We start from the raw sequence: 19,906 nt of genomic DNA, 5'->3' as shown, positions 1-19,906 counted from the left end.
AATGGGGCAAGCTCATCACCCTGTTTCGGTATCACAAATAATTTTTGTTTGAATTTTTACTGAACTTCACCTTGCTCAGCTAATGACGGTTTTAATAACAACTTTTTATTCTTTTGTATTGTTCACTCTTCTATTGATTGTTCTGATGCACCAAATTGTCCATGAATTGCACTATTTACAAACAATTAACATTTCGTCATTCTAAATCTCAAGGCACTTTGTAAGTTCTCTCAAAACTTCATTTAAATTATATATTTGAGAATTAACAGATCCTTTCCTACGCTTATAACTGGTTGATCTATCGAATGCCGTTTCTTCGAAAATCAATCACGTAGGACGATAACTCTAACGAATTGGACACGTTATTTCAGGTCACTCCTGATTAAACATGGATCATACAGGAAGGATACAAATGGCAAATAAACTCACAGTTCTTGCTTCCGTCGTAGCGGCTTCTACTGCGATGATGGCAACATCAGCTCAAGCAGCAGACACTACTCTGGACAAAGTCACAAAACAAGGCTTTCTTACTTGTGGCGTAAGTACCGGTCTACCTGGTTTCTCTAACCCTAACTCAAAAGGCGAATGGGAAGGTATCGACGTAGAATATTGCCAAGCACTGGCTGCAGCCGTTCTTGGGGATAAAACGAAAGTTAAATATGTCCCCCTAACCGCAAAAGAACGTTTCACTGCGCTTCAATCTGGTGAGATTGATGTGCTTTCCCGTAACACGACCTGGACTCTCCACCGTGACACTGCACTGGGCCTAAACTTCGTAGGTGTGAACTACTACGACGGTCAAGGTTTTATGGTGAAGAAGGAACTTGGTATCTCAAGTGCTAAAGAGCTTGATGGTGCGTCGGTATGTGTTCAATCAGGTACAACAACCGAGCTAAACCTTGCAGATTATTTCCGCAACCAAGGCATGGCGTACAAACCAGTGGTATTCGACACAGCTGCGCAAACTTCGAAAGGTTTTGATGCGGGACGCTGTGACGTATTAACAACTGACCAATCTGGCCTTTATGCACTGCGTTTGAATTTGAAAGATCCGTCCTCTGCGGCCGTTCTTCCAGAAATCATCTCTAAAGAGCCACTAGGTCCAGTCGTTCGTCAAGGCGATGATCAATGGTTTAACATCGCTAAGTGGACATTGTCTGCGATGATTAACGCTGAAGAATACGGTATTAGTTCGAAGAATGCGGATGAAATGCTGAAGTCAACAGATCCAAACATCAAGCGTATCCTCGGTGTTGATGGCCCTAAAGGCAAAGGGTTGGGTATCCGCGACGATTGGGGCTACCAGGTTATCAAACAAGTTGGTAACTATGGTGAAAGCTTCGAACGTACAGTCGGTACTGGTTCGCCGTTAGAAATCTCTCGTGGCGTTAATGCGCTATGGAATGCAGGCGGCTTTATGTACGCGCCACCAATCCGATAGAAAGAGTTAATCAGGGCGGTTCATGCCGCCCTTTTTCTTGATTATATCTCACTGTATGAGTAAGGATCGCTCATTGGATGGCGAAAAGCGCTCGCTTGGTGGAACGGCTTTAAAGGTTCGTATGTCACCAGACATGAGAGCGTTATTCTTTAGCCAGCAAGGACGAAACTTCGTTATACAGGCCGATATCTATAACTAAGGTTTGAGGTTATCGCTGTATGAAACCGACACAAGATACATCGCCAAGTACGATGTCCAAACCAAGCGGAAGCAAGAGCCTGATTTATAATCCTGCCTTTCGTTCTGCTATTTTCCAGATCATTGCCATTGCTGCACTGGTATTTTTCTTTTACACGATTGTAAACAACGCTCTCAATAACTTAGATGCTCGTGGTATTGCAACGGGCTTCGGTTTTCTGAATCAAGAAGCCGGGTTTGGTATTGGGTTAACATTAATTGAATACGATGAAACGTACTCTTACGGTAGAACATTTATCATCGGCCTTCTTAATACGGCGTTAGTCTCCGTATTAGGTATTATTCTGGCTACTGTGATTGGCTTTACCATGGGGGTTGCCCGCCTTTCTTCTAACTGGTTAGTTAGTCGTTTAGCGGCAGTTTATATCGAAACTTTCCGAAATATCCCCCTTCTTCTGCAAATATTCTTCTGGTATTTCGCTGTTCTTCAAGCATTACCCTCACCACGCCAAAGCTTAAGTCTTGGTGAAGCTATTTTCCTGAACGTTCGTGGCTTATATTTCCCTGCACCGACTATGGAACCTGGCAGTAGCTACGTTATTGCCGCGTTAATCTTCGGGGTAATCGCAAGCTTATTAATTAATGTATGGGCGAATAATAAGCAACGTCTCACTGGGCAACAAACCCCAATGGGAAGAATAGTTTTGGGTTTAGTTGTTGGCCTTCCATTGGTTGTGTACTTCCTTGCTGGTATGCCAATTTCACTGAATTATCCTGAACTAAAAGGGTTTAACTTCCGAGGTGGTATTAGCATTATTCCTGAATTGGCTGCGCTACTTTTGGCATTGAGTGTTTATACAGCTTCTTTCATTGCTGAGATTGTTCGCTCTGGTATTAATGCGGTTAGTCATGGTCAAACCGAAGCAGCGATGTCGCTAGGCTTACCACGCTCGAAAACTTTAAAGCTTGTTGTCATTCCTCAAGCGTTACGAATTATTATTCCACCTTTAACCAGTCAATATCTCAACCTCACCAAAAACTCATCGTTAGCGATGGCGATTGGTTATCCAGATCTTGTCTCTGTGTTTGCTGGTACTACCCTGAACCAAACGGGACAAGCGATTGAGATCATTGCTATGACGATGGGCGTGTACTTGACATTAAGTCTGATTACGTCTGCATTAATGAACTTGTATAACCGTAAAGTCGCGCTGGTGGAGAGATAATATGAGTACTCATCAATTTCAACCGGATCTCCCACCACCCGCCAATACTGTAGGCTTCGTTGGTTGGATGCGGAAAAATCTATTTAATGGCCCTATCAATTCCATTGTTACTGTCATTCTTGCGTATATTGTCGTAACTGCAATATGGTATATCGTGGATTGGGCGTTTATTAACGCAGACTGGATTGGCTCAACGCGTGACGACTGTAGCCGAGATGGTGCTTGCTGGGTATTTATCAGCGTGCGCTGGGAGCAGTTCATGTATGGTTTTTATCCAGAGTCCGAACTATGGCGCCCTCGCCTTTTCTATATCACATTGGCCATATTTACTGTTTTACTCGCTTATGAGAAGACACCGAAAAGGATGTGGATTTGGCTTTTCTTCGTAAACATCTACCCATTCATCATCGCTGGGCTGTTATACGGGGGTGTCTTTGGACTAGAAGTGGTCGATACACACAAATGGGGTGGATTACTCGTTACGCTCATTATTGCGTTAGTTGGTATCGTAGTTTCACTGCCAATTGGTGTGGTGCTTGCGCTTGGTAGACGTTCAGAGATGCCGATCATTCGCAGCATTTGTACCGTCTACATTGAAGTTTGGCGTGGCGTTCCTCTGATTACGGTTTTGTTCATGGCTTCGGTTATGCTTCCATTGTTTATGTCTGAAGGTTCAGAGACAGATAAACTGATTCGCGCCCTTATAGGTGTGGTTATGTTTGCCTCCGCTTACATGGCAGAAGTGGTACGCGGTGGTCTACAAGCCATTCCGAAAGGTCAATATGAAGCCGCTGATGCGCTTGGGTTAAGTTACTGGAAAAAGACTGGGCTTATTATCTTGCCACAGGCGCTAAAGATTACTATTCCTTCTATCGTGAACACCTTCATCGGTTTGTTCAAAGACACCAGTTTAGTACTCATCATTGGCATGTTTGACGTACTCGGTATAGGACAAGCAGCAAATACCGACCCTGAATGGTTAGGTTTTGCTACAGAAAGTTATGTATTTGTCGCGTTAGTGTTTTGGGTATTTTGTTTTGGCATGTCGCGCTATTCGATATGGCTTGAAAACAAACTTCATACCGGTCACAAACGATAACTCATCAAGATCAAGGACATATTATGACGCAACAACAAGATTACATGATCCAATTGAAGGACATGAATAAATGGTATGGTGAGTTTCACGTACTAAAAAATATTAACCTCGACGTTAAGCGCGGCGAGAAAATCGTTATCTGTGGCCCATCTGGGTCGGGAAAATCAACGATGATTCGCTGTATTAACCGCCTTGAAGAGCACCAAGCAGGCAGCATTTACGTCTCTGGTACGGAATTAACTGAAGACTTAAAGAACATTGAAGCAGTACGCCGAGAAGTGGGCATGTGCTTTCAACACTTTAATCTCTTCCCTCATTTAACCGTACTGGAAAACTGTACGCTCGCGCCTATCTGGGTGAAGAAGATGCCAAAAGATGAGGCAGAAGCGGTTGCGATGAAATATCTGGAACGTGTAAAAATTCCAGACCAAGCGGAGAAGTATCCCGGTCAGCTGTCTGGTGGCCAGCAACAACGTGTGGCGATTGCTCGCTCTTTGTGTATGAACCCTAAAGTCATGCTTTTTGATGAGCCAACATCTGCACTCGACCCGGAAATGGTTCGCGAAGTACTGGATGTAATGGTCGAACTCGCCGAGGAAGGCATGACTATGCTATGTGTGACACATGAAATGGGCTTTGCTAAAGAGGTTGCCGATCGCGTGATATTCATGGACGCAGGAGAGATCATCGAAGAAAACAACCCGGTCGACTTCTTTGAGAATCCTCAATCGGATAGGACCCAAAACTTCCTAGCGCAAATCTTACACCACTAAGATTTAGCCGAATCGACATAGCTATGCTAGGCAGTAATATTGTGTTACAAGTTGCCAAATACATAACATCTTATTTCTATTATTATTTTATCTAAGTTACGTATGGTTAGGGCTTGATTTTTTGAACTTTCAATCCCATAAATGTACTTAAAAGAAAGTCTCTTATCGAGGAAGATTATGAACAGTCCAATGTTTACCCGCACTTCAACTCAAGAAAGTGCTCTACAAACGAACAAAGTATTGCGTAATACTTACGCTCTACTTTCAATGACACTTTTATGGTCGGCAGTCGTTGCTGGCGTTGCAATGGCATTTAACCTTCCACATCCAGGTATCATCCTAATGCTGGTTGGTTTCTACGGCCTATTATTCTTAACAGAAAAAAACCGTAACAACAGTCTTGGCCTTGTGTTTACGTTCCTATTTACTGGCTTCTTAGGTTACACCGTTGGCCCTATTCTAAACATGTACATCGGTGCAGGCATGGGCGATATCGTATTAACCGCACTCGGTGGTACGGCACTATCTTTCATGGCAGCATCGGCATACGCACTAACAACGAAACGTGACCTATCGATGATGGGTGGCTTAATGCTATCACTATTTGTTGTGCTGGTTGTGGGCATGATTGCAAGCTTCTTTATTCAATCAACCCTTTTACACTTGGCGTTGAGCAGCTTGTTTATCATTTTCTCTACTATGGCGATCCTGATGACAACACAAAGCATTATTCGTGGCGGTGAAACAAACTATATCTCTGCGACAGTAACTTTGTATGTATCAATCTACAACATCTTCATCAGCCTACTAAGCATTCTAGGTATTATGAACGACGATTAATCGTTTCTCGTTAAGTAGAATCAAAAATCCCGAAGGTAATTCCTTCGGGCTTTTTCTTTGTGTGCAATTCAGTGTATTACGCCTGCTCTACTGACAACTCGATAACTTCGTCAGCTTCTGGATTTTCTCTAAAGCGTCTCACTTTGATCGTTTCCTCTCCTAACATGATTTGCTTGGCGATTCGGTGCATACCGTCAAAAACACGATAGTCACTGGTTAAGATTACCGGATACGACAAATCAGCATTGTTGATTCGTTGGCAATGTTTTGCAATTTCACGGCAGGTTGGCTGTGGCCCTTCATGACTAAACCAAGTCACTTCATTTGGGCCTTTGATATCATCAATCGAAATTTCTTCTACAGGTAAGGATTCTGCAAGTTGCCAAATACGCTCGATGGACCAAGTGGATTTTACATTGTCATTAATCTCAATGTAACGTTGTTTCGACATGACTAACTCCTTGTCATCATTGTTGTTTCTAACCTGAATACAGGCTTTTCATCAATAAAAGAGAATATCGGTCTATGAAAATAAACACAACGTTGTCAGCTATTCATTCACCCATAAAATCCCATAATCAGACAAGTAGCCAAGAAAAAACCAAAACAAAAATGAATAAGCCTGGATATCCATGCAATTTCGTTGGTACTCACCCCGTAAAATTTCTAACAAACTGAATAGTTTCCTATTTATTTGAATAAAAGAGCATTTATATCAAAGTACCTAGCTCAGTCAAAAACACTCACCATTTTGTACGCTTTTGATTCGCTCGATACGACTTCGAGATTCTTTTGTTGAGAACATTCTCGGCTGTCGCTAATCTATAAACATCCATGTTTACTTAACGGATAAAACGTTATGTTCGTTTACAACGGCAAAGAAATTGAAACGGATGCTCAAGGCTACTTATTGGATCATACTCAATGGGAAGAAGGTATGATTGAGCTTTTAGCAAAAGAAGAAGACATCGAGCTTACGGATGCTCATTTGGAAGTTGTGCATTTTGTGCGAGACTTTTATGAAGAGTTTAATACCTCCCCTGCAGTGCGTATGCTTGTGAAAGCGATGGAAAAAGCGCACGGCCCAGAAAAAGGTAATAGTAAGTATCTATTCAAGCTGTTTAAAAAGGGGCCAGCCAAACAAGCAACCAAATTAGCCGGCCTACCAAAGCCAGCTAAATGCTTGTAGGTTCATAAAATTTTAAAACCGCGTAACGGCTTATACGACGCAGGCTCCTGCATCACATGCTCTACTGTTGCCGTTCGCGGTCCTTCTTGTAACCATTCCGAAAACGCAACTATTTGCGCGTCTGTTCCACACGCCATCACTTCAACATCACCATTGTTTAGGTTCTTCGCATAACCTGTTAATCCTAGCTTCAATCCTTGATGGGAAGTATGGTAACGAAAGCCCACGCCTTGAACATGACCTTTTACTATAAATCTCTCACACTTTACGTTCATCTTTGTACCGCTTCTTTTTACTGAGTGATATATTCTTTTTGTCTATTCACCCCACTAAGGATAGTGGGTTTTTGCACGGTTATTATAATTATGAAAGAAATTCCATTCCGCTGGATTGATAAGTATCTCATTCACTTAAAGATTCAAGAAAAGTTCTATTTGCTCTTCGTTCTCCCTCTTCTTGCTTTAGTCATTCTCACTCTCGTCCTTAATAGCGCGGCTAATACACTGATCTCAAGTATGTACCAAGAAGAGCTCATGCTTATGAAAGGTCTGATAGAGGCAGGCAATCTTTCTCAATCTCAAGTAGCAAGCCTCATAGCGGGTTCAGAAACCGTTTCTATTGGCTCTGGTCCGCAATCCGTGTCTGTTTTAAATGGTGCGTACAGTTTGGTTGCGAACCATGAACTTTCTTTATGGACTGCCCTATCAACGACTCAAGTGAGCATCATCTGTGTGAGCTTGTTTATTCTCGCTCTTGGTGTTTACTACATCATGACGTTTATTGGCGGCGCGATGTTCACGATGAACAAAGCATTAAACACTCTTGCTGGTGGCGACTTAACTGCGAGAATGAACTTCTTCCCTGTTCGCGACGAGTTTAGTGAAATTGCTATTACGATAGACAAAGTTGCAGAACGAGAGCAACAAATGGTGCTGTCGATTCAAGAGTCTGTGGCGTTAATGCAACAAATTAGCTCAGACCTGAATCAATCGATTCATCACAGTTCAGATATTTCAGCGAGTCAGCAGGAACACCTCAACTCTCTTGCGAGTGCAACTGAACAGATGGCATCAACGATTCGAGAAGTCGCGACACTAGCTCACGATTCAAGCACGCAAACCGATGATGCACGTAACGTGGCTCAGTCTGGACAAGTGAAAGTTGAGAATACGCTTCACTCGATTTCGAACCTCTCTAATGAGATTCAATCTGCGTCTCAAGCAGTAGCGGAGTTAGATGCTAATGCCGCACAAATTGATGAAGTCGTGACAACCATTAATGGGATTTCCGAGCAAACTAACCTACTTGCATTGAACGCAGCCATTGAAGCAGCACGTGCTGGAGAACAAGGTCGTGGATTTGCGGTCGTTGCGGATGAGGTTCGCGCTCTTGCGGGACGCACTCAGCAAGCGACAGTTGAAATCCAAACGATGATTGAATCGTTACAGCGTAACAGCCAGTCGCTTACTAAGCTGATGGAAGTGACAGTTAATAATGCAAATGAGGGACAAAACCTCATGACGGAAGTGAATCACGAAATCGGCTCTTTGGCAGATAAAAATCAAACTATCTCCGACAGTAGCATTCAAATTGCAACAGCAGCTGAAGAGCAAGGTGTAGTCGCGGACAATATCGCCTCAAGCGTTGAAGAAATTCGAGTTCAAGCAGATAACGTGTGCAATATGATAAGCACGACTTCACAAAACGTTGATCAACTGCGTAAGCAAAGCGACACAATGGAAGCACTACTTACTGGACTTAAAGCATAACAACGGAATCTGTTACAGCAAATTCAAATAAAAGGGTCACTTTAGTGACCTTTTTGTATTTAAAAGTCACTACAATGTACTGGATTGCCGAGGGATATTGCTTTTACCATTCACATCCCGGACAATACGCCCCTTTCAAAATTCAACAAGAGCTAATGAAATGACAGCTGCTATCTATTTGGTTAAAGGTCGTGAGAAATCGGTCAAGCGCAAGCACCCTTGGATCTTCTCTCGAGGCATCAACAAAGTTGAGGGCGAACCTGCTCTTGGCGAAACGGTTGATGTATTCACTCACGACGGTAAATGGCTAGCTAAGGCGGCATATTCGCCAGCTTCGCAAATTCGTGCTCGTATTTGGAGTTTTGATAAAGAAGAAATCGACACCGCGTTTTTCGTTAAACGACTTAAAGACGCACAACTTCTTCGTGAAGACATTATCGAACGTGATGGCCTTACGGGTTATCGCCTTATCGCAGCAGAGTCTGACGGCTTACCAGGCGTTACGATCGACCGTTACCAAAATTTCTTTGTGTGCCAACTTCTCAGTGCTGGCGCAGAACACAATAAGCAGGCTATTGTTGACGCTCTGGTTGAGTGCTTCCCTGATTGTAATGTGTACGAGCGCTCTGACGTGGCCGTTCGTAAAAAAGAAGGTTTAAAAGAGATCACGGGCGTCTTGCACGGCGAAGAGCCACCTAAATCGGTCGTCATCGAAGAAAATGGCGTAAAGATTAGTGTAGATATCGTTGGCGGACACAAAACAGGTTTCTACCTAGATCAACGTGATAGTCGCCAGCAAGCGATGAAATATATGAAAGGCAAAGAAGTTCTTAACTGCTTCTCTTACACAGGTGGCTTCGGACTTTACGCTCTAAAAGGTGATGCAAAGCGTGTGATTAACGCTGACGTGTCGCAACCTGCTTTAGATACCGCAAAATTCAACGCAGAGCTAAACGATTTTGATATTTCGAAGAAGCGTGCCGTGTTCCTAAATGCAGACGTGTTTAAGCTGCTTCGTGAGTATCGTGATCAAGGAACTCAGTTCGATGTGGTTATTATGGACCCACCGAAGTTCGCAGAGAGCAAAGCACAACTAAACGGTGCATGTCGTGGTTACAAAGACATCAACATGCTAGCAATGCAAATTCTAAAACCGGGCGGCACTCTACTGACCTACTCGTGCTCTGGCTTGATGGATCAAGTTCTGTTCCAGAAAATCATCGCTGATGCAGCCGTAGACGCTAACCGCCAAGTAAAGTTTGTGGAGCGTTTTGAACAAGCCGCTGACCACCCAACCGATACAGCATATCCAGAAGGTTTCTACTTAAAAGGTTTTGCATGTAAAGTGCTTTAGGCTACGAATAAGTAAGACAAAGCAGAAGAAAAGGGCCTACTGGCCCTTTTTCATTATGGCTCTAAGTTAACCTTAGTAAGTGCGGATAACACATCTCTCTCAAAGTCCGCATTTCCCACGATTAAATCACTAAACTCTGTCGCCCCGTTTTCTATTACGATAGTTTGAATTGAGTTTCCATCGTTATGGGTTATTTCTAGAGATAAGTCATCGCCATCAATGTTCAAGTCAATACTATTGAGAAGTTCTTCTATCGTATTGTGCCCTGCATCTTCAACGACTTCACTCAGATCTAAGGTGTCCAAATCTCTCTCAAAACCTCTAATTAGATCTGTTCCTGTATCCAAGGAGTCGTTGACCCATTTAAAGACATCTGCCTCGTTATCATTACCGATCAAGATGTCATGACTTACGTCCACTTCAGCTTCAATAATATTTGCAGAGCCATTACTTGAAGCATTTACTCCTCCGTTTTCATCAATAACGAATTGCAGGGTGTTCTCACTTTGATCACCATCGTTATCCGTCAATACATAATCGAAGTCTAACGTTTCAACTGTATCACCCACCGCACCATAAAATGCATACGCACCATCGTTTAAGTCGATTTCCAGAGTATGTTTGCTGTCGATATAGATAGTAAGCTGCATCGTTGTGTCGTCAAATGCATGCGAAATACCATCGTTATTGTCAGTTACTATTAGGTCTGTACCATCAAACGAATAAGTGACACCGTCATGTTCTATTTCGCTAATATAACCACCATCTGCCCCAATACCTGTATCTGGAGAAGTGGTATACATCAAGTTCCCCCCAACAGGTTGAATCACTGACTGCAACATAACCGGAGGTAATTGAGTTACGTCAGGAACCACAACACCATCAAGGTCTTGATTCAAAAAGCCATCATATGCTACGCGATCTAATTGCTCCGGCATAAGATTAACGCCCATACCATACGCTAGGGCTGTTATCTGATTATCAGGATCGGTTAGGTGATCAATCCAACTCTGCTCGCGAGCGTCGTTTATAAATGATGACGCAGGGTTTGGCTGACCATCTGACAAGAAGTAACTAACATTCGACGCACTGGTTAACTTACCTACATCATCCCATGACTGTTTTGCTTCATTTAGCGCGTTGTTATAGTTAGTCGCGCCACCCGCAGTTAGCGTCTCAATATACGCTTTGGCCTCCTCGACCGTCAGCCACGTCGCAGCACCTATAGCGTAAGTGGATGCTGTACTGCTATAAGTAATAATTTGAACTCGCGTTTGACCGATAGACTCATATTGATTCAATAACTGAGTTGCCGAATCTTTCATTATCTGCAAGCGATTATCCGTTCGCATAGAACCCGAGACATCCATTATGAGCTGAACGTTGGCACTTTCTTTAGTTTCTGCAACTACATCGTGAATAATAGATGCAGAATCTGGTGAGTCATCTTCCACAATAACGTTGACCGTTGTGGAGTTAGTAAGACCACGAGCATTCGAGACAAGCACAGGCACCTCAATATTTAAGGTGTCTTCTCCAGATGGGTTGGAGTGATCAATCGGACCAAGAAGCTCCGTAGATACCACTCCAGTATCATTGACTGATATTTTGATAACCTCTTCACCGTTCGCTGAACCGATAAGCATTTGGTCGTTATTTGATAACGTCCACGTTACAGAGATACCGTTACTAGTAAGAGCTGTAGATGGTTCACTGAGCGTAACAGAATCAACGGTTTGACCCAGCGTCAATTGTTCTACATCAGTACTCGATTCAGTTGTGTCATCAAAGCCGTTTAGAGCAGAGTCATCAGCAATGGCGTTGCTTAAGCCTTCCTCAGAAACGTTTAGAGTTACACCTTCTACGATTGGTGGGGCGTAAGGGTTGACAGAAAAGTACCCCGTTTTACTGTCTCCATCATTATCAGTAATCGTGTAGTTAAAATCGATATCCCCATCGCCATAAGGTGAGGTCAAAGGTAAGTATTGGAAGAACTCCCATTTTCCAGTGCTAGGTGTAAGTTGAACTTCGAATGCAAGCTCTCCATCAGCCTCTGCAATCAGTCTATTAGAGTTTTGTGGATCGACGTATATCAACACGTCTTTACCATCTAGAGTCTCTAAACCAGCCTCACCTCCATTTAAGACTATAGAACCAGGGCCATCAGCTCCATATACAGCACCGAGGTTCCCATCCGCACTAGCAATTGGCACGCCAGAGTACGCACCTGTAAAGGTTATTGATTTAACGGTAAAGTCACTGTTGTCTTCAGTATCCGGGCCATTGCCATTACTGGTCGCCTCGAGGATGATTTTATCAAAGCCTCCCTGTTGAACATTGAAATTTGCCGCGTAATCACCACTGCTTGCGTCAGAGCTGAACGATTGCTGAGCAATTAATACACCATCTCTATAAAAAGATGCGATTCCTTTCTCAAGTTCACCACCAAACATTTTCTCAAATTCTATTTCTGCTCCGTAAGCAACTTTATTGCCTAAGTCTATGATTAACTGCTCTGATACACCCTCATTACCCGCGAATCGATAATCGACTTCGTTTTCTAATTGGAAACCGTTGTTACCAGAACTTTTAACGCCAATCCCTTCTGATGATTGATTGATTTCAGCTGTTCCCAGCATCACAGATTCGTCAGACACATAACCGTTTGCAGTCACAACAACATCCCCAAATGTTCGACTGGTTGCGTCTGCCTCACTTCCTGCAAAATCTATGCGCCCTGTCAGAACGTTAGGTGCACCAGTAAGCGACACATCGACGGGTTGAACAACAACAGGCACGTATGGGCAATCATCTTCAACGGCCACATTTAAGCTTTGAGATGTTGTTGTTTGTCCATCACTTACAGAAATCTGTAAATCAAAGTTGATGATGTCTTCCACATCATTAACAGGATGATCAAGTGGCTCAAACAGAGTAATAGTATAGTCCCAAGAGCCTTGACCTGAAGCTGAAGGCTCGCTCAGCACAACAGTAGCAACAACGCTCAGGTGAGCAGTTTTCGCAGTCAGCGTTTGAGTACTGTTGTCCCACGTCCACGATATAGGCTCCCCTCCTGATGTTAGGTTGTTAGGGCCTGCCAATACCACTGAAACATTCGCCGTGTCTGGATCGGCAACTGTGAATGTTCCTGAGAAACTTGCGGAGTTAGTGGTGTCTGAAGGTGATCCTGTATTATCAGGGATACCATTAGCTAAACCTTCTTCCGAAACAACTGCATTCACAACATTTGAAATAGAAGGAGGAGCATCATTATCAATAATCGTTGCCGTACCGGTATCGCTGCCTTGTACTGCGCCAATGCCGGTCACCGTGACACTGAAATCTTCTGGGCCTTCATAAACGGCGTCATCAATGGAAGCGATGCGCACATCAAACTCAGTTTGCCCTGCTGGCACCGTTACCACGCCATCGTTTGGCACTGCAACCCAACCGGAGCCTGTGTTGTATTCTAAGGTGCCTAAGTCTCCAACTTCGGTGTCACCTAAGTTCAGGCCTAGCTCGACTTGAACAGCGGACTCAGAGGCGTTCGACAACGTCACTTTGAAGTTGGCTGTATCCCCCTCATTGATGGTGCCAGCGTCTGAGATAGTCACGCTTGGACGGTCATCATCCGGATCAGGGCCCGGACCACTGCCGTCATCCACTATCGTTGCTGTCCCCGTATCGCTGCCTTGCACTGCACCAATGCCAGTCACTGTCACACTGAAATCTTCAGGACCTTCATAAACGGCGTCATCAATGGAAGCAATACGCACATCAAACTCAGTTTGCCCCGCTGGCACCGTTACCACGCCATCGTTTGGCACTGCCACCCAACCGCTCCCGGTGTTGTATTCTAGGGTGCCTAAGTCACCGGTTTCGGTGTCACCTAAGTTGAGGCCTAGCTCGACTTGTACTGTAGACTCGGAGGCGTTCGATAGCGTCACTTTGAAGTTGGCTGTATCCCCCTCATTGATGGTGCCAGCGTCTGAGATAGTCACGCTTGGACGGTCATCATCCGGATCAGGGCCCGGACCCGTGCCATCGTCCACGATCGTTGCCGTACCGGTATCGCTGCCTTGCACTGCACCAATGCCAGTCACCGTCACACTGAAATCTTCAGGGCCTTCATAAACGGCGTCATCAATGGAAGCGATACGCACATCAAACTCAGTTTGCCCAGCAGAAACGGTCACAATGCCATCGTTTGGCACTGCAACCCAACCGGAGCCTGTGTTGTATTCTAAGGTGCCTAAGTCACCGACTTCGGTATCGCCGAGATTAAGACCCAACTCTACTTGCGTTTCCGCTTCAGACGCGTTCGATAGCGTCACTTTGAAGTTCGCCGTATCACCCTCATTAATGGTGCCAGCATCGGTAATAGTTACGCTTGGACGGTCATCATCCGGATCAGGTCCTGGACCCGTGCCGTCATCCACTATCGTTGCCGTACCGGTATCGCTACCTTGCACCGCCCCAATGCCAGTCACCGTCACGCTGAAATCTTCTGGGCCTTCGTACACCGCGTCATCAATGGAAGCAATACGCACATCAAATTCGGTTTGCCCCGCTGGCACCGTTACCACGCCATCGTTTGGCACTGCAACCCAACCGGAGCCTGTGTTGTATTCTAAGGTGCCTAAGTCACTGACTTCGGTATCGCCGAGATTAAGACCCAACTCTACTTGCGTTTCCGCTTCAGACGCGTTCGATAGCGTTACTTTGAAGTTCGCCGTATCCCCCTCATTGATGGTGCCAGCATCGGTAATAGTTACGCTTGGACGGTCATCATCCGGATCAGGTCCTGGACCCGTGCCGTCATCCACTATCGTTGCCGTACCGGTATCGCTACCTTGCACCGCCCCAATGCCAGTCACCGTCACGCTGAAATCTTCTGGGCCTTCGTACACCGCGTCATCAATGGAAGCAATACGCACATCAAACTCAGTTTGCCCCGCTGGCACCGTTACTACGCCATCGTTTGGCACTGTCACCCAACCACTTCCCGTGTTGTATTCTAGGGTGCCCAAATCTCCAACTTCGGTGTCACCCAAGTTGAGGCCTAGCTCGATTTGAACTGTAGACTCGGAGGCATTCGATAGCGTCACTTTGAAGTTGGCTGTATCCCCCTCATTGATGGTGCCAGCATCTGAAATAGTCACGCTTGGACGGTCATCATCCGGATCGGGACCCGGGCCACTGCCGTCATCCACTATCGTTGCCGTACCCGTATCGCTGCCTTGCACTGCGCCAATGCCAGTCACCGTCACACTGAAATCTTCTGGGCCTTCATAAACGGCGTCATCAATGGAAGCGATGCGCACATCAAACTCAGTTTGCCCTGCTGGCACCGTTACCACGCCATCGTTTGGCACTGCAACCCAACCGGAGCCTGTGTTGTATTCTAAGGTGCCTAAGTCTCCAACTTCGGTGTCACCTAAGTTCAGGCCTAGCTCGACTTGAACAGTGGACTCAGAGGCGTTCGACAACGTCACTTTGAAGTTGGCTGTATCCCCCTCATTGATGGTGCCAGCGTCTGAAATAGTCACGCTTGGACGGTCATCATCCGGATCGGGACCCGGCCCCGTACCATCATCCACTATCGTTGCCGTACCCGTATCGCTGCCTTGCACCGCCCCAATGCCAGTCACCGTCACGCTGAAATCTTCTGGACCTTCATAAACAGCATCATCAATGGAAGCAATACGCACATCAAACTCGGTTTGCCCCGCTGGCACCGTTACTACGCCATCGTTTGGCACTGCAACCCAACCGGAGCCTGTGTTGTATTCCAAGGTACCTAAGTCACCGGCTTCGGTATCGCCCAAGTTCAGGCCTAGCTCGACTTGAACAGTGGACTCGGAGGCATTCGACAACGTCACTTTGAAGTTGGCTGTCTCACCCTCATTGATGGTGCCAGCATCTGAAATAGTCACATTCGGGCGGTCATCATCCGGATCGGGGCCTGGCCCAGTGCCATCGTCCACGATCGTCGCCGTCCCCGTATCGCTGCCTTGTACTGCGCCAATGCCGGTTACTGTCACACTGAAATCTTCAGGGCCTTCGTAAACGGCGTCATCAACAGAAGCGATGCGCACATCAAACTCAGTTTGCCCTGCTGGCACCGTTACTACGCCATCGTTTGGCACTGCAAACCAACCACTTCCCGTGTTGTATTCTAAGGTGCCTAAGTCACCGGCTTCGGTATCGCCGAGATTAAGACCCAACTCTACTTGCGTTTCCGCTTCAGACGCGTTCGATAGCGTCACTTTGAAGTTCGCTGTGTCACCCTCATTAATGGTGCCAGCATCTGAAATAGTCACGCTTGGACGGTCATCATCTGGATCGGGGCCCGGACCCGTGCCGTCATCCACTATCGTCGCCGTACCCGTATCGCTGCCTTGCACTGCGCCAATGCCAGTCACCGTCACACTGAAATCTTCAGGGCCTTCATAAACAGCGTCATCAATAGAAGCGATGCGCACATCAAACTCAGTTTGCCCTGCTGGCACGGTCACCACGCCATCGTTTGGCACTGTCACCCAACCACTTCCCGTGTTGTATTCCAAGGTACCTAAGTCACCGGCTTCGGTGTCACCTAAGTTCAGGCCTAGCTCGACTTGAACAGTGGACTCGGAGGCATTCGACAGCGTCACTTTGAAGTTCGCTGTCTCACCCTCATTAACCGTACCTGCATCACTCATCGTTACCGCTGGGCGATCATCATCAGGATTTGAGCCAGGTCCACTACCATCATCTAAAATAGTGGCAGTCCCAGTAACAGGTGTGCTTTGTTCTTCTGTCGTGCCAGAGAGCGTAAACGTTTCTGGGCCTTCAAATACAGAGTCGTCAATAGAGTCTATAGAGACCGTAAAGTCACTTTCACCCGGTGGGATCGAAATGGTAAAGGTTCCGCTTTCACCGACTGAAACTTCTTCTGTTGTACCATCAGAAAATGTTATGAGGACACGCTCATTGACGTAGTCACTCCCGTTCTCGTCAGCTGAGCCGCCTGTTGCGGTTCCATCAAGGAGAGAAAGAATGACATCAGTGTTGTCTTCAGTTGTTTGACTTAGAGTAATATCGAATACAACTTGGTCACCTTCGTTGATAGTCGGACTAGATATTTCTTGAACTAAGATAGTCGGTGGTACAGGGCCATTAATTACTCTGAAAAGATCCAACAAAGATAGTGCTTGAGTTGTAGATAGTCCGATTCCATCAATACCGACGGTCTCAAAATTCGTACTAGCCAACAATTCAGCACCAGTACGATCTATTGCACCAGTATTTTGGGGGCTAGAACCACTTTCCTCACCTGCAGCTGGCTCAAAATCCTCACCAAGAGCAGCCGGGTCTTCTCCACTAGCGATAGCCTCGATTAGCGCAGTGACATCATCAGTAACGTTAATTGAACTACCTTGCGGTGTTACCTGTTGTACAATTAATTCTGATGTATCAGAAACTTCCTCAATAATTAATTCACCAGGCTGAGGTAGCTGACCACTTTCAAGACTTCTCAGGTTCCCATCAAGCCCTATAACCACGACATTGCTCATCAATGAACTTAACGCTACTCGATCCATGCTCTTCATCCTTGTATTAGTTTAATTAAAGGCTTGTTACTGCACTAAACACGTCTATAGTTTAGACAAAATATGAATTTTTCGTTTTATTCCAAGAGGATTTAGTTTTTTGAGAGTAATAAGGAAAATAACCGAAGAATTTGCCTTCATTTAAACCAGTTTCCGCTATGCTCTTAAGATAAAAAGGTTTTCTACGAAAAAATCGACCACTTACCAAGCAAGCTTTGCCTCGTATGCTAGAGTTTAGAGAGTAAGATTGTTGTTTTTTATTGAATTAAACATTTAAACATCAACAAGTTGATAATACGCACTAAGAAAATTCATTGTTTGTAACTTCTCGTCTCAAATATAAAACAGAATAAGAGCGACATGATTTTAGGAGAACTAACGTGAGATGGAATCGAGTACATATAGCCTGCTGTTGCTTAATAGTGTCTTCACCAGTTTTCGGTCAAACTCTAGAGCAAGCGGTTGCACAGACGCTACAAAATAACCCCGATATTAAAAGTGCATTTAACGAGTTTATGAGCCAGAAGTACATAAATGAAGCTTCATCAGGTGCTTACCTCCCCTCTGTTGATCTAGATGCTGGAATTGGATACGAGGGATTAGACCCGTCAGATGAAGTTGGTCGAGGAGACACGGATTACACTCGAAAGGAAGCTTCAGTGACACTGACCCAACTAATATGGGATGGTAGCGCTACGTTAAATGATATTGATCGAACCGCAGCTGATGCTGAATCTGTTAGATTTCAACTCTTAGCAGATGCTTCAGATAAGGCACTTGAAGTGACTAAAGTGTACTTGGACGCTGTTAAAGCGTATGAAGTCCTAAAGCTTTCAGAAAACAACCTTGCTGTTCATAAAGATATTTACGATGACATTAAAAAACGAGTCAACTCGGGTATCGGCTCTACTGCTGACTTGACTCAGGTAGAAGCACGTTTGGCAAAAGCACACGGAAACTTAGCTGCTGCTCAAAATAACCTGTATGACTCTCACACGATGTTCACTCGTTTAGTCGGTCAAACACCACAAGGGTTAATCTTTCCGAGAGCGGACCAAAACTTTATCCCGTACACGGTTGATGAAGCGGTAGGCTTGGCATTTGAACTTCATCCCGTTATTCAAGTGGCGCTCGCAGACGTAGACTCGGCTAAGTTTCAATACAAACAGTCTAAAGGTGTTAATTACCCAACCATTTCCATTGAAGCTTCGCAAACATGGCGTGACGACGCTGATGGTTTAAAAGGTCGAAGTGATGAGACACTTGCCATGCTGCGTCTACGCTACAACCTATTCAATGGTGGCAGTGATGCAGCGAACTCAGAAAACTTTGCCTACCAGCTAAATAAAGCAAAAGACTTGCGTGAAGGTGCCTATCGCAATGTTGAAGAAGGATTAAGGCTTTCTTGGAGTGCGCTTGATTTAACATTGCAACAAAAAGAGTTTCTATCAGATCATGTTGACTCTGCGTCTGAGACCGTAATTGCTTACGAGAAGCAATATCGCATCGGTAAACGAACACTGCTTGATCTATTGAACACTGAAAACGAGCTCTTTGAGGCGCGTAAAGACTACTTAGATTCTAAATACGCAGAGCAGTACGCCAAATATCGAGTGATGAACGCAACTGGGCAACTGTTGAGTGCATTAAGGGTTGAAATGCCTAAAGAATGGCTAGAAGAAGTGGAGTATTAATTATGAAACACATAGCTTTTATTACACTCTCATTAATGCTCTCCGCATGCAGTTCATCAGATCGTGGTGATGAATATGATTACATAGATACCCCAATTGCCGATCAGTGGGCTGATCATATAGATGATGACTCTGACGGAGTCATTAACGAACGAGATTTGTGCCCGGGTACACCTTTGGGTGCCGAAATAGACAACGACGGTTGTGGTTCGTACGTTGACTCCTCACAAGAAATGCAAATTCGAGTACTATTTGCGAACGATTCCGATGTGATCAACCCTATCTTTACGCAACAAATTCTTGAACTATCCGAATTTTTGAAAGAGTACCCGAACACGTCTATAGAGATTCAAGGTTATGCTAGTCGCACTGGTACTGCAGAACATAATCTTGACTTATCTAAGCGCCGCGCTGAAAACGTTAGAAAAGAGCTCATGAAGAACGGCATTAGTGGAGATAGAGTTACCATTGTCGGCTATGGAGACACAGTACTTGCGACACAAGGTACAGACCAAGTTAGTCACGCATTGAACCGTCGAGTAACCGCAACAGTGATTGGCCACAGGGGTGAAGTGAAGAAAGAATGGACCGTTTTCACAACACTTCCAAAAAGCTAGCACAACAATAAACAGACCGTAAAAGTAAATTACGACCTTCTAAAGAAGGTGGCTTTGTGTGAGCCCCCTAAAAGGGGGCCTTTGTTTAGTCCAGCGCCAATTGCTGCTGCT

Annotated in this window: 14 protein-coding genes; 11 read left to right on the top strand and 3 right to left on the bottom strand. The window is 45.0% G+C overall.

The features are described from left to right. Positions 1-412 precede the first annotated feature (412 nt). The 6 genes from R7E78_RS03245 (at position 413) to R7E78_RS03220 (ending at position 5,577) form a co-directional block, all read left to right on the top strand. Entirely contained in the window at positions 413-1,441 is a 1,029-nt protein-coding gene (locus R7E78_RS03245; RefSeq protein WP_005377403.1) for an amino acid ABC transporter substrate-binding protein, read from the top strand. 73 nt (positions 1,442-1,514) lie between these two features. Continuing rightward, positions 1,515-1,640 carry a hypothetical protein gene (locus R7E78_RS03240; protein WP_258516054.1) on the top strand — a complete coding sequence of 42 codons (126 nt, stop codon included), beginning with the start codon at positions 1,515-1,517 and terminating at the stop codon, positions 1,638-1,640. Positions 1,641-1,659: 19 nt separating this feature from the next. Further along, positions 1,660-2,865: an amino acid ABC transporter permease gene (locus tag R7E78_RS03235; RefSeq protein ID WP_033905332.1), complete on the top strand. Its 1,206-nt coding sequence runs from the start codon at positions 1,660-1,662 to the stop codon at positions 2,863-2,865. A 1-nt stretch (position 2,866) separates the two neighbouring features. After that, positions 2,867-3,964: an amino acid ABC transporter permease gene (locus R7E78_RS03230; RefSeq protein ID WP_005389988.1), complete on the top strand. Its 1,098-nt coding sequence runs from the start codon at positions 2,867-2,869 to the stop codon at positions 3,962-3,964. Between the two features lie 23 nt (positions 3,965-3,987). Then, positions 3,988-4,737, top strand: a complete 750-nt coding sequence (locus R7E78_RS03225; RefSeq protein ID WP_005377400.1) for an amino acid ABC transporter ATP-binding protein — start codon at positions 3,988-3,990, stop codon at positions 4,735-4,737. A 177-nt stretch (positions 4,738-4,914) separates the two neighbouring features. Further along, positions 4,915-5,577, top strand: a complete 663-nt coding sequence (locus R7E78_RS03220; RefSeq protein WP_025766607.1) for a Bax inhibitor-1/YccA family protein — start codon at positions 4,915-4,917, stop codon at positions 5,575-5,577. Between the two features lie 76 nt (positions 5,578-5,653). Here the strand turns inward: R7E78_RS03220 and R7E78_RS03215 are convergent, their stop codons facing one another. Further along, positions 5,654-6,028: a chromosome partitioning protein ParB gene (locus R7E78_RS03215; RefSeq protein ID WP_005377398.1), complete on the bottom strand. Its 375-nt coding sequence runs from the start codon at positions 6,026-6,028 to the stop codon at positions 5,654-5,656. A gap of 408 nt (positions 6,029-6,436) precedes the next feature. Here R7E78_RS03215 and R7E78_RS03210 point away from each other — a divergent pair, with 408 nt between their 5' ends. Then, positions 6,437-6,766 carry a TusE/DsrC/DsvC family sulfur relay protein gene (locus R7E78_RS03210; RefSeq protein WP_005377396.1) on the top strand — a complete coding sequence of 110 codons (330 nt, stop codon included), beginning with the start codon at positions 6,437-6,439 and terminating at the stop codon, positions 6,764-6,766. Between the two features lie 2 nt (positions 6,767-6,768). Here the strand turns inward: R7E78_RS03210 and yccX are convergent, their stop codons facing one another. After that, positions 6,769-7,041, bottom strand: coding sequence for an acylphosphatase (gene yccX, locus R7E78_RS03205; RefSeq protein WP_017634611.1), 273 nt, complete (start codon positions 7,039-7,041; stop codon positions 6,769-6,771). Between the two features lie 90 nt (positions 7,042-7,131). Here yccX and R7E78_RS03200 point away from each other — a divergent pair, with 90 nt between their 5' ends. Next, positions 7,132-8,535, top strand: coding sequence for a methyl-accepting chemotaxis protein (locus R7E78_RS03200; RefSeq protein ID WP_318057632.1), 1,404 nt, complete (start codon positions 7,132-7,134; stop codon positions 8,533-8,535). A gap of 160 nt (positions 8,536-8,695) precedes the next feature. Beyond that, the gene (locus tag R7E78_RS03195; RefSeq protein WP_047102342.1) at positions 8,696-9,889 is read left to right on the top strand and encodes a class I SAM-dependent methyltransferase; all 1,194 of its coding nucleotides are present in this window, start codon (positions 8,696-8,698) and stop codon (positions 9,887-9,889) included. 53 nt (positions 9,890-9,942) lie between these two features. Here the strand turns inward: R7E78_RS03195 and R7E78_RS03190 are convergent, their stop codons facing one another. Beyond that, on the bottom strand, positions 9,943-17,475 hold the full coding sequence (locus R7E78_RS03190) for a Calx-beta domain-containing protein (protein WP_318057631.1): 7,533 nt from the start codon (positions 17,473-17,475) through the stop codon (positions 9,943-9,945). Positions 17,476-17,864: 389 nt separating this feature from the next. Here R7E78_RS03190 and R7E78_RS03185 point away from each other — a divergent pair, with 389 nt between their 5' ends. Together R7E78_RS03185 and R7E78_RS03180 are read left to right on the top strand one after the other, a co-directional pair. Continuing rightward, positions 17,865-19,178, top strand: coding sequence for a TolC family outer membrane protein (locus R7E78_RS03185; protein WP_021707835.1), 1,314 nt, complete (start codon positions 17,865-17,867; stop codon positions 19,176-19,178). A 2-nt stretch (positions 19,179-19,180) separates the two neighbouring features. Next, on the top strand, positions 19,181-19,795 hold the full coding sequence (locus R7E78_RS03180; protein ID WP_171345211.1) for an OmpA family protein: 615 nt from the start codon (positions 19,181-19,183) through the stop codon (positions 19,793-19,795). Positions 19,796-19,906 lie beyond the last annotated feature (111 nt).

The sequence above is a fragment of the Vibrio sp. YT-19(2023) genome (assembly GCF_033337395.1).
Note: the sequence above shows the minus strand (reverse complement) of the source record. Positions and strands in the feature narration are given on the sequence as shown.